Consider the following 16,273-nt stretch of genomic DNA (forward strand, 5'->3'; position numbering starts at 1 on the left):
AATAGGTAAAACGTATTTATCTGAAAATCTTACCATATATTGACAGAAATAGCCCGTCAGTAGTCGCGGCCCATTTAGGAAACGGCGGTGCTCAAGAATTGTTTGAGCTCGGCGCCCTGTAACCCAGCGCTCAGGCCCACTAATAGCTTGATCCGTGCTTTCTGCCCGTTCAGCCCCTGACACAGCATCAGCCCCATCTTGCGCAGCTCAATGCCACCGCCCTCGTAGTCATAAATGTCCTCGGCGACGCCATTATAACACCGTGACACCAGAACTAAAGGAATCTGCCGGTCTAACAGCCGTTGCACGGAAGCTAGCGTTTTCGGCGGTAAATTCCCGGCACCCAGGCCTTCGATGACCACTCCGGCCGTCTCGTCGTTATCGAGAAAATCAAACAAGCTCCCGTCCATCCCGGCATAGGCCTTGATCAGGTAAACGTGGTCGATGACGTGATCAATATTGCAGGTATCTTCCCGAATTAATTTCTGGAAATAAACCGCGTGGTCCTTGGCAACGATTCCAATCGGGCCAAACGTGGGCGTCCGGAACGTGGCCACGTTAGTCGTATGGGTCTTGGTCACGTAGCGGGCCGTGTGAATCTCGTCGTTCATCACGACCATCACGCCATTTCCACGTGAGGCGTCGTCTGCGGCTACTTCAATGGCGGATTGAAAGTTGTACAGGCCATCGGAGCCAACCTCATTAGAGGAGCGCATAGCCCCCGTCACAACAACGGGGATCGTGCTGGGGAGGGTCAGGTCTAAGAAGTACGCCGTTTCTTCCAGCGTATCCGTCCCATGGGTGATGACTACGCCATCGATGCCATCCTGCTCGGCCTGGTCGATGCGCTCCTTGATCTGTAGCATTTCCACCGGCGTCATGTGTGGAGATGGTAAGTTAAACATTTCATCGGTAAACAATTCCACCCGGCCGGCCAAAATCGTTTCCTGTTGAGCAATCGGGTTCTGCGCGTTCGGCACAACCTCCCCCTGATTATTTTGCGACATGGAAATCGTTCCACCCGTATGAATGGCTAAAATTTTCTTCACAGTTGTCAACTTCTTTCAGTATTAGTTAATTTCATTGAATATTTTGAATTTCATTGGTTATCCCCGGAGTAATGTTACGGTAAATTTGGTTCGGTCACGCTCATGGCAGCCATGACCAACCTTTCACAGTTTGGCCAAACGTGTCATAATAATCTACTCGCCAGATTTGACTGGATATTGGTCCAATCGGATTACTCCAGCACAACACCATCTACCGCCTACCGCAGCCACCAAACCGACGTGTGGCAGAACAATCCACTCGGCGGGCTAAACCAGTATGAGCCGCAGGTCTGGGAAAACTGGGCTGGTCGTGGGAGTGACCAGAGGCGAGCCAAGGTGCCCGGCTGTGTCGATGGTCTTGGCTGGGGTTCTGTCCCAGCCTAGCTCCATGGGACAACCTTTGAGACCGCACTTCGGCTCAAAGTTGAGGTGGAAGCCCGCCCTTCGGCTGGAACCGACCCCACAGCAGGGCGCCTTGAGCTCGCCGTCGGGAACGGACGCGATCAGGCCCAGTTTTCACCAGCCCGGAGGCGCTGCCAAAGATCAAAAGGTTCGAACCAAGCCCACCAAGTAGATTCGTTATCCACATTGTACCGTATTTGCGATAGAATTAAGTTAGAATTCAGAGAGGATGTTAAAAATGTCCAGAAGAGAAGACGAAGAAAAAGGTTACATCCCAGGCGTCCACGTCCACCCCAAAAAGTACAGCTCATCCGGGGGCATCGCCGACTGGGGCCCGCTCCTGACTTGGTTCAACGGTCTAGTCAAATCTTTGTGGAACTGGCTCAAAGGACTCTGGTCGAAACACAAGGCCTCCTAAATCGGTATTGTCATTTTTATTTTCTCGTGGTAAAGTAAGTGACATTCCATTAAAAAAATAAGTGATTGCCTATATAATGCCAAGATAAGGTTGGCGAGTTTCTACCCAGAGCCGTAAACTCTGGACTATAAGCAAATTGAGGACGAAACTCTTTTTGCCGATGAAAAGAGTTCGTCGGCGAGTTTTCAGCAGCCCCCTTTTTGCAAAGGGAGCTTTTTTGTTTTCAAAATTAGCTTGGCGGCGTATGGACATCACGAGAAGGAGGAAACATTCTTGCAGTCCACAAAGTCCGCATCATCCGTTTCGTCATCAGAAAAAGGGCCGTCATTACCCATGTGGCGGGCCGCCATTCTCGGTTTCCAGCATTTATTAGCCATGTACTCTGGTGACGTCATCGTTCCCCTACTGATTGGGGGCGCGCTTCATTTCAACGCCATGCAAATGGCCTACTTAATCAGTGCGGATATCTTCATGTGTGGGGTTGCAACCCTGCTCCAACTCAAACGCACCCCGCTGACCGGGATCGGCCTACCCGTCGTCCTCGGCTGTGCGGTACAGGCCGTCACACCTCTGAGCGCCATCGGAAATCAATACGGCGTCGGCGTCATGTACGGCGCCATCATCAGTGCCGGCATCTTCGTCTTTCTCAGCGCGGGCTGGTTTTCTAAAATTAAGAACTTCTTCCCACCCGTAGTGACCGGCTCCCTCATCACCATCATTGGCTTCACGCTGATTCCGGTCGGCTTCCAAGACCTGGGTGGCGGGGACGCCACGGCCAAGAGCTTCGGGGATCCCAAGATGTTACTGGTCGGCTTCCTCACGATGGGCATCATTTTAGGGCTAAACGCCTTTGCTAAAGGCTTTCTCAAGTCCTTGGCCATTCTGGCGGGTATCCTGATTGGGACCTTCATCGCCGGCGCCATGGGCATGGTCTCGCTAAAGGCAGTCGGCCAAGCCAGTTGGTTCCACCTGCCCCAATTTTTCTACTTCGGCACGCCCAAGTTTGAGTGGTCATCCATCGTCACCATGATTCTGGTCTCCCTGACCACCATGGTTGAATCGACCGGCGTCTTCTTTGCCTTAGGCGATATCACCGGCAAGAAGATTGGCGAACAGGATTTGAAACGCGGCTACCGTGCGGAAGGCATCGCCGTCATTCTCGGTGGGCTCTTCAACACCTTCCCCTACTCAACCTTCTCCGAAAACGTTGGGGTCGTACAACTATCCGGTGTGAAAACGCGCAAGCCCCTATACTTCTCAGCCGCCTTCTTAATGCTGCTGGGCCTGTTGCCCAAGATTGGCGCACTGGCCACGGTCATCCCCGATGCCGTCCTGGGTGGCGCCATGATTGTCATGTTCGGGATGGTTGGGGTCCAAGGGATTCGGATGCTCCAACAGGTTGATTTCCAAAATAACAACAACCTGTTGGTCTCCGCCATCTCGATTGGCCTGGGCTTAGGCGTCACCGTCTATCCCCAGATTTTCCAAGCCCTGCCCCAATCCTTACAAATCGTGATGAACAACGGGGTCGTCATCGGGAGTTTCTCCGCCGTCCTCTTGAATATCATCTTCAACATGCGGCCAAAACGCGCCGTAACGACCGCCCAAGCGCAGGTCAACAGCGACGCCCAACCTCAAAATAAATAAGTTGTTGCTCAAACGACCGACTGGGTTCCTTTGCCCGAGTCAGTCGTTTTTTTGCGGTTAAATATAATTAACATTATACTATATTCATATGTCAAATAACTTTCTTCCAATCGACATCCATGATAAGCTATTAGCACGTCTTATTTTTTCAGACAATGACCCACTGTGTGACAGGAACCTTACAAACGGTTAAGAGTCCTTTAGTTTTTCCCCTGCATCTGCGTATAATATAAGCATGTTCGAGATAGGATCAGTCAACAATCTCGTCATTTCAACTAGTAGTCAGCAGTTGGAAAAACTAGATTCAGCGAACCATATGCCGAATTCATTTGAAGCTAAGCCTCATAGTCTCTATGACAGCCTTTCAAGACTGGCACAACCAGTTACACATTGGCTGTGGCTAAACCAGTGTCAGCCACAGGGCTGGGAAAACTGGACCGGTCGTGGGAGTGACCAGAGGCGGGCCAAACTGCCCAGCTGTGTCGATGGTCTTAATAGAGTGATTTTCTCTATTTAGAGCATGGGACAACCTTTGAGACCGGTTCTCAGGCTCAAAGTTGAGGTGAAAGCCCGCCTTTTGGCTGTAACCGGCCCCACAGCAGGGCAGTTTGAGCCCGCCGTCGGGAACGGACGCGACCAGGCCCAATGTCACTCTGCTGCCCAAGTACAGAACGAACCACACGATTGGGGCTAAACCAGTGTTAGCCGCAGGGCTGGTGAAAATGGGCTCAGCCGTGGGAGTTGCCTTAGCGGGTTTCCCGCTTAGGTAACTGCTATCTTTGAGACTCGGTCCATGAGGCTCAAAGTAAGCCCGGAGACCGCCTTTCGGCTCCGGGCGTGCGCCCACAGCGCCACGGCCCATTTTCACCAGCCCGGAGGCGCTGACAAGAAGACATTTAACCGCAAAACAATTGATAGGAGAATTTGCCATGCTAAGCATTCAACATATCAGCAAAGAATTCGGCCCAGTCAAAGCCCTGAACGACGTCAGCTTTGACGTTCCCGACGGCCAGATACTGGGTTTGATCGGCCAAAATGGGGCCGGCAAGTCGACCACCTTTCACAGTATCCTGAACTTTATCGACTACGGCGGCAGTATTCAGTGGCAAGGCCACACCCTGTCCGCCGAGGATTTCGACCACATCGGCTACCTACCAGAAGAACGGAGCCTGATGACCAAGCTGACGATTGAACAACAAATCGTTTACCTGGCTCGACTCAAAGGTCAACCGGCTAAAGTTATTCGGCCCCAAATCGACGACTGGCTTCAACGGTTCGACGTCAAAGGAACCCGCAAGAGTAAGATCAACGACCTGTCCAAAGGGAATCAGCAAAAGGTCCAACTGATCTGTACGCTGATTCACCAGCCCGACCTGTTGATTCTGGACGAACCCTTTAGTGGGCTGGACCCGGTCAACGCCGACCTCCTGAAGCAAGCCATCGTGGCCGCCAAGGAACGTGGCGCGGCCATCATCTTTTCCAGCCACGACATGGAACACGTCACGGCCGTCTGTGACCGCCTCGTGATGCTCCGGAAAGGCAATGTCGTGTTGCGTGGGACCCTTGAGGACGTGCGTGAACAATTTGGCAAGACCGAGCTATTTGTCACGACCGATTGGTCCACCGAGCAGCTCGCAGCCTTGACCGGCGTCGCCAGCGTGACCCACCGGCACGGCAACCGCTACGTCCTGCATTTGACGGACGCCGCGGCCGGTCCCGCCATTTTCGACGCGCTGACACAGGGCCATTACATTGAAGAATTTAGCCAACAGCCACCGACCCTTGATGAAATCTTCCGTTTGAAAGTGGGTGAGGAACATGTCTAAGACCTGGGTCGTTACGTTTGAAACCTACCTGCGCCAGATTAAATCCTGGAGCTTTCTGTTCATGATTCTGGGTCCATTTGTCATGATTGCCCTGACCGTCGGCATTAGCTACGTCAGCGCCAATAGCAGTCGCAGCAGTCAACAGGTCGCCATCATTAGCGACTCGAAGGTGCTTCGCCAAAGCTACCTGCAACAGCATCAGGACGGCATCAATACCAAAATCACTACGACCGCCGCGGCCAAGAAGGCCCTGAAAGCCAACCACCTGGCCGGATACCTAACGTTAAGCACCAGCGGCGAACACCTGCGCGGGGACTATCACGGGAACAAAGCCATGGGCAACGGGCTGAAGGCGCAGGTCCAAAACTTCCTGACGCAAAATCAGACCGTGCAAAATTACCAGACCGCTAAGCTGAGTCCCAAGCAGAAACAGGCCCTCACCCAGACGCCGGTGCTTAAGCAGCACGTGGCCACCAAGGACGGCGCCACCAACCTGGCGAAGATTATCTCCTTCTGGATTCTAATCACCATGATCTACATTATCCTGATTACCTACTCTTCCATCACGGCCCAAGAAATTGCGTCGGATAAGGGCACGAAAATCATGGAAATTATCTTCTCAAGCACCACGGCGACGAGCTACTTTGTCGGTAAGATTCTGGGAATCTTATTGGTCATCGTCACGCAGATTGCCATCTACCTCCTCGGGGGCTGGGCCGGCTACGGATTGGCCATGCACAACGCGGGGATTAAACGCCTAGTCAGTGCGAACCAATCGCTGGTCGACAGCGTCATTCACAACATCGTCAACTTGAATCTCCTGTACGTCTTGCTGGGGGTCATCATCTACACGATTCTGGCCGCCTACAGTGGCGCGCTGGTCTCCAAGGCCGAGGATGCTTCCAAAGCGGCACAACCCGTAGTAATGCTGGGAATGCTGGGCTTCTTTGCCGCCTTCCCGTTCCAAAATAATTTGGACGCGTTGGCCGTAAAGATTCTGTCCTACGTGCCCTTCTTCTCCTCATACTTCATGCCGATGCGGGTCATCAACGGCACCGTCAGCCTGACAGAACAGCTGGCCTCGCTGGTCGTCTTGCTGATTACGATTGGCCTGTTCGCCCTGTACATTGGCCGCCAGTATCAACGGTTGATGTTGCAGACCGACAGCGAAAACATGTGGCAGCACCTAATTCACAGCTTTAAGCACTAAATGCAATAGCCATTTAGCCATTAACATTTTACGGCAACGTGCTATAATTAATGGCGTAAGTGGTATGGGCCTTTAGCTCAGTTGGGAGAGCGCCTGCTTCGCATGCAGGAGGTCGTCGGTTCAAATCCGGTAAGGTCCATTGAATGGGTTTCATTTGGATAGCATTTAAATTAATAGAGGGTGAGCTGAAAAATCAGCTCACCCTCTATTTCTATTAGACGTTACCGCCAATCGTTTTTTAAAAGCGAATAACCACTTTTCCCTTCGGATGGCCGTTTGCCAAATAATCTAACGCTTTATTGATATCCGTCAGCTTAAATTCAGTTGGGTCAACCGCCGGCACAGTCTGGTTGTCTTCAACAAGTTTGGTAATTTTCTTCAATTGTTCGCCATCACTTCTCACGAAAATAAACCGATAGTCAGCGCCTGCTCGTTTGGCCTTCCAATCAATCCCGCTACCGGCAATCCCGATTAAAGCCGTTTTCCAAAATGGCATCTGATGATCTTTAGCAAACTGGCGATTAGGCGTCATGATCAAGGATAATAGTCGTCCACCCGGTTTCAACACCTGAAGTTCATGATTAAGCTCTGTCTTCCCGACCGTATCAATCACGTAATCAACGGGTTTGAGATGCTCCCAATAATTCTGTTCACGATAATCAAAGTACTGTTCGACACCCATATCCATTACGGATTGTTTTGCGCGCGCATTTCCACTAACCATGACTCTCAAGCCCAGTTCCTTAGCAATTGGAATGGCCATCTGTCCAAACGACCCAGAGCCACCTGGAATCATCACGCTTTGTCCGGGTTGCGCGCCTAGTTCTTCGGTCAAGCCCTGATACGCGGTCAAGCCGGTTAAGGGCACTGCCGCACTGTGTACAAAATCTAAGCCAGTTGGTTTCAGCGCGACGGCATGATAATCAATCACAGCATATTCCGCAAAGGCCCCAATCTTTTCTAAGGGCAACCGTGAGTAGATTTCATCACCAATTTTGAAGTCTTTCACATTTTTACCGACTGCTTCAACAACGCCCGACAATTCGTTTCCCGTCGTCACTGGCAAGTCATAGTTCTGCAGCAACTTCAGATAGCCGATGCCAATTAACTTTTCCAAGGGATTGACGGCCGCTGCCTTTACTTTAACTAAGACTTCATCCTCAGTCGGCGTTGGTACGGGGATGTCCTTCACAACTAGTTTAAAATTCTTGTCATATTTCAGTAATTGGGCAGCTTGCATCTTATCAATTCTCCTTTTTATTAGCGAGTAATATCGTTCTGTCTTTTTTAGTTGAAAACATCTTATAATAATTAGTTACAATAGTCAAATAAAGTTACTTTTATAAAGACGAATGCCATCTTCACCGTTACCGGTTGGGCCTACTCCAACGCCAACAACTTCCGTAAGGGCGACACCCTGCGGTATAAGGTCACCGGTGGCTACATCACCGGTAATTCCCGCTTTATCAAAGTAACTAAATAGTCCATCATTAGGCCTCCAAGACTGGTTCGATTTACCAGTTTGGGGGCTTTTTGAGCGAGTCAAAAAGTTCTAAGCTTCCCAAACGCTTCCAGTCCAGTCTATATATCTAGCCATACCGTACTAGCTGTGAGTGTCCGTTTATCATTCATTTTCCGCACAATATCACTGTTTTTTACTAAAAAGCGTTTGCAAAGCGAATTGATTAAGTGATAAACTAATACTGTCAGTATATAAACGATTATTGGAGGGACCATTATGCACCACACACTACGGACTGTTTCCATCGCCAGCTTGTCATTAATCCTGTTCACCGGATTAACCGTGCCAACAATCGGTGAAGCAGCCACAACAACACAAACCACCTCAACCAAGGCCACCAACGGCACAGTCGCCATCGATGCCGTCAATCTTCCCTATAACGTCATCATTAACCAACAAGGTGAGTTACAGAAGGTTCCTTGGTATCCCAGTGAAAGCTCTCAGAACTTGAGTGCCACGACCATAAATGGCAGCGGCTTCAGCAGCACCTTTCAGACCGACAACAAGGCTGATTCCGTGGCCCAATTAGTCCCAGGATTCTTGACCGACCTCACCCGTTCACCCATGGCCCTCACCGACAACGAGACTTTCGGCCAATACCTATTAGCTTCTGGGAAGTACGATAAGCATCCTTCCGAAGACCAGCTCATTGCTGGTCTCCAAGGAGAATATGCCTTCTTCTCTTGGCTATTTAAGGTGACCGCACAATACGACCAAGGAACGAAGATTTTCTCAGAAATCCAATCGGAATACAATGACAGTGCCCGAGACAACCTGGCTAAGGCAGCTGAATTGAGCAGTGATAACTCACTATCGACCTATGATGGCTTTTTTAAGAATGAAGAAAACTTTAAGCGCAGTGAGAATTCAATTGCCAGTCAACTATCTATCTACCACATGACTCAATACTCTTCTGAAGAACTAACTAAGCTGGTCCCTGATGGCGCCGCACAAGCTATCGCCACTGCACTGAAGACCCCCATGGCAGATATGATTACCAATACCGATGCCGGTAATACGACGATTAACGGTCTGGTTCCAGCCTCCCAAGCCTTCATGGGGTTCTTTGCCTTCAGCGAACCTAAATCCACAACGACCACGATCCCCTCGACTTCGAATACAGCGACCACTAGTGCTAGTGCGCCGGTGACCGTTCACTACGTCGACCGGGCTGGCAACCAACTCAAGCCCACCAAAACACTGACTGGCACTCTCGGCAAAGATTATCAATCTGAGGCGCTTACCATCCCCGGCTATACGTTGACCAAGACGCCAACAAATGCCGCCGGAACGTTTAGCACCACGGCGCAGTCGGTCACCTACGTTTATGACACTGATTCTGCCAACACCGCCGCAGATAAACTGGCCGCTAAGAAGACCGTCGTCTATGGTATTAAGAAGATTGGCTTGTACAGCAAACCAACCTTCAGCACTAAGACGCGTCAAACCTGGTACGCTAAGAAGGGGCGGATAAATCGGCCCATGTTTAAAGTCATCGGTTACACCACTTCCAAGAACGGCATAAACCGCTACAAGGTGAAAGACTTGAATCATCAAGGGACCACCGGTTATATCACAACCAAGGCGGCTTACGTGTTGCCCGTCTACTACGCAACCAAACACAACACCATGACGGTGATCAATCCCAAGGGGGTCAATGCTTACAGCCGGAAGAATCTGACTGGCAAGGTGAATCATTATAAGCAAGGAAAAGTGCTCAAGGTGACTAATATTGTTCACCACAATCTCACCACCCGCTTTGTCCTCAGCAATGGCACCTACATCTCCGCCAACAAGAAACTGGTTATCGCTGGTAAATACACGATGCCTAAACGGGTTCAAGCCAAGACGGCCGTCAACCGTTATGGCACAGCCAACTTGACGAACCGCAATCGGCATTATCCTAAAAAGGCGCATGCCACCTTCACCGTTAAAGGCTGGGCCTACTCCAACGCCAACAACTTCCGTAAGGGCGACACCCTACGCTACAAGGTTGCCGGTGGCTACATCACCGGGAACAAACAGTTTGTGCGCGTCATTCACTAACATCAGACCAACCCTAATAGGGCGCGAGCTAAGAAATCAGCTCACGCCCTATTTTGTCATCTTAATTGAGATGCCCTAGTCCTCTAATTCAAGAATCTGGTAATCGTATCCTAAGTTTTTAACGAACTGCAGGACGTCATCACTATCTACAAAAATCGTGCTGGTGCTGGTGTTGATGTTGGGGTGGAAACTCATGCGCTTCTCACTCAAGATAGCCTTGTCAAAGTAAACCTTCACGTCATGATCTTTATTGTTCAGCAGCCCAAAGATGGAGACGATACCGGGTTCCAAGCCCAACTTCTCAAACAGCAAATCATCATGGCCCATCTTGGCCCGTTTAGCACCGGTCAGCTCCTCAAATTGATGGAAGTCGAGCCGCTTGGCATCGTCCATGACTAGCAAATAACATTCGGTTTTCTTCTTGTTCGTCAAAAACATGGTCTTCGTCCGGACACCTTCAATGCCCTCGATGAATTTGTCGGCTTCTTCAGTGGTATGGGCAACCGCGTGATGAACGATTTGGTACTGAATGTTCATCTTTTCTAAGGCTTCTTCGACTTGTTTGGCAGGTTCCACAACACTCATCCCTTCGAATTCCACATTTTGTGACAGCGGTTACATTTTAACCTATCATTCATTTTAGCATTAACCTTTAGCGTTGAACACACATCGCGGCCATTTAATTTCAGCAATGATGCCTAGGTCACAATAGACTAACACGCAAATTAACCCTTACAAAACTATACAGTGTGCTGTACACTTTAATCATGAGGTGATGAAATGATTGATGATGGTATGGTTGCGCGCCAGTTGTTACAGCTGGCCCGTCGAATCAAGCAACGGCGAAATCGACACATTCAAGATTTAGATTTAACGACCGGACAGGGGGATGCCCTAAAGTACTTCGCAGAAAATCCTAACCAGACAATTGCGACGTTCAAAGACTACCAGGGCATCACCCATCAGACGGCCCGAGTCATCGTCCAGCACATGGTGGCCTTAGGAGTGGTCACCTTAACAGCCAATCCGCAAGATGGCCGGTCAAAATTAGTGGTGGTCACGCCGCTGGGTTTATCCAAATATGCCCAGTTAACGAAGCATGGCTGGCAAACGAGCGAAGAACTCTTCGCTGGCTTTACCGCTGCAGAGCAACAACAATTTTTAGCATTGGCTCAACGCGCTAACGCAAACTTAGAAGGGAAATGATTTGGCGTGCACACGCGCTTATATAGTAAAGATGTTTTATTAGTTTTAGTAGCGAGTTTCTTTTATTTAATGAGTCCCATGTTGATCAATCCGGTCATCGCGGGCTTTTCAGCAAATAGTGGGGCCAGCGGTATTTTAGCCGGAGTGATTGCCGGGGCCATGAACCTGACCGCCCTCGTGTTACGGCCACTGTCGGGTAACTTAACCGATCAGATGTCAAAATACAGCCTCACCCTCATTGGCGGTATCTCCCTTTTGGTGGCCAGTCTAGGCTATACGTTCACCACGAATGTCGCTTTAATTTTGCTTTTTCGTGTGATTAGTGGTCTAGGTTATACCCTGTGTTCCGTTTGCATGGCGACCTGGATAGCCGATCTCTTACCTGCCGACCGAATTGGTTCCGGCATGGGGATTTACGGCCTATCGAGTGCCCTCGGCATGGCTGTGGGCCCAGCATTCAGTGTCTACTTATACCAACAGTACAACTACCAAAGTGTCTTTTGGGTCGCCTCCTTCTTTAGCGTTTTAATGTTGATCGTCATTCAATTCGTCAACAATCGGGGACTTCCTAGTCAGCCCCACACAACACAGGCAACGGCAGCTAAAAAGTTTCAACTAGTTCAGCCTAAGGTCGTCCCTTTGGCAATCATCTTACTCTTATTCTCCTTACCCTATTTCGCTACGGAAACCTACATCGTGAGCTATATTGCCCATTGTCACTTTGCCGTCCCGGCAGGCGCCTTCTTTCCCGCTTACGCCATTATCTTGTTAGTAATGCGCCTGCTGCTACGCGATGCCTTTGACCACATCCCGTTTAAAAAATTCTTCTGGTTATGCTTAGGCTTTAACCTATTGGGCATCATTGGTCTCACCGATTTAAATAATTGGTTGATGTTGTTCCTGGGCGCGTTTGGCTTTGCGGCTGGTTATGGCCTAATGTTCTCAATTTGCCAGGCGAAGGCGCTGACACTAGTCCCCATGTCGGATCGCGGCTTAGCCAATAGCACCTTCTACATTGGTGTGGATATCGGGATGTCGGGTGGGCCGGTGCTAGCCGGAATCATCACGGCTGCCTTGCCCTGGACGTGGCTCTACCCGGTCATGGCACTGTCGTTACCCGTGACGGTGGTCGTTTACCTGGCTAATCGACGACTATTAGCCTAACTGTGCACATGAATCCTTAACATAATAATTTTGGCGTATAATAACGCTTAAGATAAACTATCTTGTGGTTGCTTAACCGCGAATATTAGGCACTGAGGGGGTATTCAGATGGTCAAACGCTGGTCCTGGCGACTCACTCCAAATTTCATTTAATTTAAGGAGAACGTCATGATAACCTATAGTCTTACCCGCACCACATCAATCACTGATCAAGAAATCTTAGACCTGTACCGCAGCGTTGGCTGGTCGGCCTACCTGCAACAACCCCAGAACACCCTGGACGCGCTTGCCAACTCCGCGGTTTTCTGGGCCACGACAGACGACCACCTCATCGGCTTGATTCGTGGTGTCACGGATGGCCACACCATTTTGTACATCCAAGATCTGCTAGTGGACCCAGCCTATCAGCAACAACACGTCGGGACCACGCTCATGAAAAAGATGCTGGACCACTACCAAAACATTGGCCAGACGGTCCTCATCACTGATCCCGAGGAACGAACCCGTAAATTCTATGAATCCCTAGATTTTCTAGAAATCGTTCCCCAAACCTATGGCCGTGCCTTTGTTCTGGAACGGCGATTCTAACGACTTATTTGACCACCGATTCTTTAAGCGTCGGTGGTTTTTCGTTGTCAGAAATGTAAAGTCTTAATCATTTCCAACTTTTATCAATATAAATTGAAACTTATCGTGAAAGCGGCCCGCGATAGGCGTATGATAGGAATACTGCTATTTTTCAACGTCCCACCAGTGGTCGGTGGGCGGTGAATTGGCAGTCAGCTATCTTATACTTATGTGGAGTTGAAATTATTTATGCATGATTCATTATTCATTCGGTGCATTGCCGAATTTATTGGGACGGCCATCATGGTTGCCCTGGGTAACGGTTCCGTTGCCAACGTTGAGCTCAAGGGTACCAAAGGCTATCACGGCAGTTGGCTGTTGATTGGCTGGGGGTATGGGATTGGGGTCATGATTCCCGCTCTCATGTTTGGGACCATCTCTGGTGCCCAGATCAACCCAGCCATGACGATTGCCTCGGCCGTCGTCGGCAACTTCCCGTGGCAAGAAGTGCTGCCCTACGTGGTGGCCCAATTGCTGGGCGCCATCATCGGTCAGCTGGCCGTGGTGCTCGCCTACAAGCCCTACTACGAGAAAACAACGGACACGGAAGCCATCCTGGGAACCTTTTCCACGATTGACGCCGCCAACAGTAAGCTGAACGGCTTCATCAACGAATTTCTCGGGACCTTCCTGTTGGTGCTGGGGGCCGTTGCCATGACCGCTGACAAATTGGACCCCCGCGCCGACTTCATTGGCCTGGGCTTCCTGGTCATGTGTCTGGTCGTTTCCCTGGGTGGTCCCACCGGTCCGGCGTTGAACCCGGCTCGTGACTTGGGTCCCCGCCTGCTCCACGCCATCTGGCCCTTCCCGCACAAAGGGAGCTCGCAGTTTGAATACAGCTGGGTGCCAGTCATCGCGCCAATCGCCGGGGCCATCTGTGCCACGGTTCTCTGGCAAACGGTTTTTAACTAAGGGATACTCAAAAGGTCATGTTCGCGTTAAACATGACCTTTTTCGCCCCTAATTTTTCAAGCAGCCGGATAACTACGCCGCCACCTAAAACTGACTCTTCAAACTCCCAATATTCTTAATCACCACCGAAGTACTGCCATCCGGATTCGTTTCAAACGCAATCGCATCCCGGTTCTTCAACAAACTAATCGGCACGTTGATTTCAATCCCATTATCTAGCTTGATCTTTTGGCGCTCATATTTCTTTTCAAAATAATCCGCGTTGGGGACGGTAACGACTGGTTCAATCGCCTTTTTGGCCAGTTGGTCTTTGAATTCTGCTTTAGCTTCTTCTTTCTGGTCAAACACCACGTCGGCGATATAATCATTATCGATGACACCATCCGTCTCGATACTGTCGTGAATCGCCTGTTGCGTCTTGGACGTGATGGTGAAGTCATCCCCGTCATCGTACTGTTCCGAAATTTTTTGAATTGATTTTTTAATCTGCTTAACGTTGTTCGAAACTTTGACGGGAACCGCCGCAACGTTAAGAAAATCCCGCGACATCAGCCACTTACCACTGGCACCCGTGTACTGCTGTTCACGTAACTGAACTTTATCGCCATCAATCAGGAGCATGTTCTTGACCCCCTGACTAGGCGATGGCAGGATACTATTGTTTTGAACGATGTTATTAACCAAAGCATCCTCGTCATACTCAACGTTATGGATATAGCGCTGGGTGTAATCCAACTTGGCAATCCCAATCATTTGGCTCAAGTCCTCTAGTTCGACGTTAAAGAATAACAAGTCGCCACCGGGAATTTTTTCATTGAGCTTGATACTGTCAAAATAATCCAACGCAAATTTTTCCGTCAGTTTTTGAAAATCGTCACGCCCATTCCAGAACTGTTCGAGCATCGGAATCCGTGATAGCGCCAACTCTACATATTCACTTTTTTCAAATTTATCAATCACTTTTTCAACGTACTTGGAAATTTCAAGGTTATCCTTAGCAATCTCTTTTTGCGACAAAATAACGTTGCCGGAGTCCTTATCCAAGATATGGTCAATCACATTTAGAATTCGCATTACTTTTCCTCACTATGCATACCGGTATTGAAATACGGTTTAGTTGCTGGTAAAAACCATCTAATATCATTATATCAGTGTTGACTACGAAAGCTATCGTCACCAGCCACCCCTGAGGATTTGGCAGCTATGAAATCTGAACTGAACACTGCGCTCGAGACAGTCATTATAATTACAATTAAAAAAGTTTCGCAAAATGAAGCATTTCCGACTATCCTAGAGAGGTAAGCAGGATGAAAATGGAGGTCTTCAAGATGGAATTTAACGTCACGCGTGATGGATTAACTTTAGCAGGCATTTACGAACCGGCGCCGCAGCCCAACGGCACGGTTGCCATTCTCATGCACGGCTTCACGGGCGACCGCGGCTACACGCCCACGGCCTTGCTGGTTCAGCTGGCCCAACGTTTGCGCACAATTGGTGTGGGCACGGTGCGCTTTGACTTTAACGGCCACGGCCACAGCGATGGCGACTTCGCCAACATGACCGTTCTCAACGAGATTGCGGATGCCCAGGCCGTGTTGACCGCCGTGCAGACACGACTCAAGCCACAGCGGATCGACTTGCTGGGTCACTCCCAGGGTGGCGTGGTTGCCAGCATGCTCGCTGGTTACTACCCCGATGTGATTCACAAATTAGCGCTGATGGCACCCGCCGCTACGCTGAAAGACGATGCCATTGCCGGGCACACCCGCGGCTTGGTTTACGACCCGCACCACATCCCCGCCCAACAACCCATGGACAACGGTATGACACTGGGCGGCTTTTACCTCCGCACGGCCCAACTGCTGCCCATCTACGAAACTGCGCAGGCCTTCACCGGTCCCGTCTGCCTGATTCACGGGGACGCCGACCAGATTGTCGCCCACCGCGCTTCCGAACGGTACGATGCCGTTTATCAAGCCAGCACCCTGCACCTCATCCCCGGCGCCAGTCATCGGCTAGACGGTGACGCCCGCGAGGCGGTCCTGCAGCTAGCCACCAACTTCATTCAAGAGTAATTATCGAACGCGCGCAGTCAACAACTGGACGCGTTTTTTAGTGGCCATTTTTGGGGGTAGTCATCACCCAGCTGGTCGTTGATTACCTCCCCTAATTATCATGACCAACCTGTTTCTTTTTTCGTTCCCTTTTCCCGAAAAACCCGCTATAATCAGTTAGGTTACACCA

At 50.1% G+C, this 16,273-nt stretch carries 14 protein-coding genes, 1 tRNA gene and 1 riboswitch; of the genes, 11 read left to right on the forward strand and 4 right to left on the reverse strand.

Going from position 1 to position 16,273, the window contains the following annotated elements; genetic code table 11:
• Window positions 1-74: 74 nt before the first annotated feature.
• The gene (locus EKM84_RS02400; protein WP_318531071.1) at window positions 75-1,058 is read right to left on the reverse strand and encodes an asparaginase; all 984 of its coding nucleotides are present in this window, start codon (window positions 1,056-1,058) and stop codon (window positions 75-77) included.
• A gap of 631 nt (window positions 1,059-1,689) precedes the next feature.
• On the opposite strand from EKM84_RS02400, the gene EKM84_RS02405 reads away from it, so the two are divergent.
• From EKM84_RS02405 to EKM84_RS02425, 5 genes are all read left to right on the forward strand, one after another.
• Window positions 1,690-1,869 (forward strand): hypothetical protein, encoded by a 180-nt coding sequence (locus tag EKM84_RS02405; protein WP_125763301.1) that lies wholly within the window; start codon window positions 1,690-1,692, stop codon window positions 1,867-1,869.
• A gap of 49 nt (window positions 1,870-1,918) precedes the next feature.
• A riboswitch (purine riboswitch) is annotated at window positions 1,919-2,017 on the forward strand.
• A 185-nt stretch (window positions 2,018-2,202) separates the two neighbouring features.
• Entirely contained in the window at window positions 2,203-3,516 is a 1,314-nt protein-coding gene (locus tag EKM84_RS02410) for a nucleobase:cation symporter-2 family protein (RefSeq protein WP_125763857.1), read from the forward strand.
• Between the two features lie 929 nt (window positions 3,517-4,445).
• Window positions 4,446-5,342 (forward strand): ABC transporter ATP-binding protein, encoded by an 897-nt coding sequence (locus EKM84_RS02415; RefSeq protein ID WP_125763303.1) that lies wholly within the window; start codon window positions 4,446-4,448, stop codon window positions 5,340-5,342.
• On the forward strand, window positions 5,335-6,552 hold the full coding sequence (locus EKM84_RS02420; protein ID WP_125763305.1) for an ABC transporter permease: 1,218 nt from the start codon (window positions 5,335-5,337) through the stop codon (window positions 6,550-6,552). The genes EKM84_RS02415 and EKM84_RS02420 overlap by 8 nt, the downstream gene beginning before the upstream one ends.
• Before the next feature lie 66 nt (window positions 6,553-6,618).
• Window positions 6,619-6,691 (forward strand) — tRNA-Ala (locus EKM84_RS02425).
• Window positions 6,692-6,790: 99 nt separating this feature from the next.
• Here EKM84_RS02425 and EKM84_RS02430 read toward each other — a convergent pair.
• Window positions 6,791-7,792, reverse strand: a complete 1,002-nt coding sequence (locus tag EKM84_RS02430; protein WP_125763307.1) for an NADP-dependent oxidoreductase — start codon at window positions 7,790-7,792, stop codon at window positions 6,791-6,793.
• 498 nt (window positions 7,793-8,290) lie between these two features.
• Between EKM84_RS02430 and EKM84_RS02435 the strand changes: the two genes are divergently transcribed.
• Window positions 8,291-10,120, forward strand: coding sequence for a DUF5776 domain-containing protein (locus EKM84_RS02435; RefSeq protein WP_125763309.1), 1,830 nt, complete (start codon window positions 8,291-8,293; stop codon window positions 10,118-10,120).
• A gap of 75 nt (window positions 10,121-10,195) precedes the next feature.
• Here EKM84_RS02435 and EKM84_RS02440 read toward each other — a convergent pair whose 3' ends face one another.
• Window positions 10,196-10,696: a prolyl-tRNA synthetase associated domain-containing protein gene (locus EKM84_RS02440; RefSeq protein WP_125763859.1), complete on the reverse strand. Its 501-nt coding sequence runs from the start codon at window positions 10,694-10,696 to the stop codon at window positions 10,196-10,198.
• 204 nt (window positions 10,697-10,900) lie between these two features.
• On the opposite strand from EKM84_RS02440, the gene EKM84_RS02445 reads away from it, so the two are divergent.
• The 4 genes from EKM84_RS02445 (at window position 10,901) to EKM84_RS02460 (ending at window position 14,029) form a co-directional block, all read left to right on the forward strand.
• Window positions 10,901-11,326 (forward strand): MarR family winged helix-turn-helix transcriptional regulator, encoded by a 426-nt coding sequence (locus EKM84_RS02445; RefSeq protein WP_125763311.1) that lies wholly within the window; start codon window positions 10,901-10,903, stop codon window positions 11,324-11,326.
• Between the two features lie 6 nt (window positions 11,327-11,332).
• A complete protein-coding gene (locus EKM84_RS02450; protein WP_125763313.1) occupies window positions 11,333-12,490 on the forward strand; it encodes an MFS transporter in 1,158 nt (385 codons plus the stop codon).
• Window positions 12,491-12,658: 168 nt separating this feature from the next.
• Window positions 12,659-13,078 carry a GNAT family N-acetyltransferase gene (locus tag EKM84_RS02455; protein WP_125763315.1) on the forward strand — a complete coding sequence of 140 codons (420 nt, stop codon included), beginning with the start codon at window positions 12,659-12,661 and terminating at the stop codon, window positions 13,076-13,078.
• 228 nt (window positions 13,079-13,306) lie between these two features.
• Window positions 13,307-14,029: an MIP/aquaporin family protein gene (locus EKM84_RS02460; RefSeq protein ID WP_125763317.1), complete on the forward strand. Its 723-nt coding sequence runs from the start codon at window positions 13,307-13,309 to the stop codon at window positions 14,027-14,029.
• An 84-nt stretch (window positions 14,030-14,113) separates the two neighbouring features.
• Here EKM84_RS02460 and EKM84_RS02465 read toward each other — a convergent pair whose 3' ends face one another.
• The gene (locus EKM84_RS02465; protein ID WP_125763319.1) at window positions 14,114-15,103 is read right to left on the reverse strand and encodes a nucleoid-associated protein; all 990 of its coding nucleotides are present in this window, start codon (window positions 15,101-15,103) and stop codon (window positions 14,114-14,116) included.
• Window positions 15,104-15,357: 254 nt separating this feature from the next.
• Here EKM84_RS02465 and EKM84_RS02470 point away from each other — a divergent pair, with 254 nt between their 5' ends.
• Window positions 15,358-16,104: an alpha/beta hydrolase gene (locus EKM84_RS02470; protein ID WP_125763321.1), complete on the forward strand. Its 747-nt coding sequence runs from the start codon at window positions 15,358-15,360 to the stop codon at window positions 16,102-16,104.
• The last annotated feature ends 169 nt before the right edge of the window (window positions 16,105-16,273 follow it).

Origin of the sequence: Levilactobacillus mulengensis (genome assembly GCF_003946045.1) — a bacterium.
Classification (GTDB): Bacteria; Bacillota; Bacilli; order Lactobacillales; family Lactobacillaceae; genus Levilactobacillus; species Levilactobacillus mulengensis.

What these genes read in the sequence shown, in the direction of transcription:
- EKM84_RS02455 (WP_125763315.1), top strand. Translation starts at nt 12,659, where the DNA reads ATGATAACCTATAGTCTTACCCGCACCACATCAATCACTGATCAAGAA.
- EKM84_RS02420 (WP_125763305.1), top strand. Translation starts at nt 5,335, where the DNA reads ATGTCTAAGACCTGGGTCGTTACGTTTGAAACCTACCTGCGCCAGATT.
- EKM84_RS02445 (WP_125763311.1), top strand. Translation starts at nt 10,901, where the DNA reads ATGATTGATGATGGTATGGTTGCGCGCCAGTTGTTACAGCTGGCCCGT.
- EKM84_RS02415 (WP_125763303.1), top strand. Translation starts at nt 4,446, where the DNA reads ATGCTAAGCATTCAACATATCAGCAAAGAATTCGGCCCAGTCAAAGCC.
- EKM84_RS02460 (WP_125763317.1), top strand. Translation starts at nt 13,307, where the DNA reads ATGCATGATTCATTATTCATTCGGTGCATTGCCGAATTTATTGGGACG.
- EKM84_RS02410 (WP_125763857.1), top strand. Translation starts at nt 2,203, where the DNA reads ATGTGGCGGGCCGCCATTCTCGGTTTCCAGCATTTATTAGCCATGTAC.
- EKM84_RS02435 (WP_125763309.1), top strand. Translation starts at nt 8,291, where the DNA reads ATGCACCACACACTACGGACTGTTTCCATCGCCAGCTTGTCATTAATC.
- EKM84_RS02470 (WP_125763321.1), top strand. Translation starts at nt 15,358, where the DNA reads ATGGAATTTAACGTCACGCGTGATGGATTAACTTTAGCAGGCATTTAC.
- EKM84_RS02405 (WP_125763301.1), top strand. Translation starts at nt 1,690, where the DNA reads ATGTCCAGAAGAGAAGACGAAGAAAAAGGTTACATCCCAGGCGTCCAC.
- EKM84_RS02430 (WP_125763307.1), bottom strand. Translation starts at nt 7,792, where the DNA reads ATGCAAGCTGCCCAATTACTGAAATATGACAAGAATTTTAAACTAGTT.
- EKM84_RS02465 (WP_125763319.1), bottom strand. Translation starts at nt 15,103, where the DNA reads ATGCGAATTCTAAATGTGATTGACCATATCTTGGATAAGGACTCCGGC.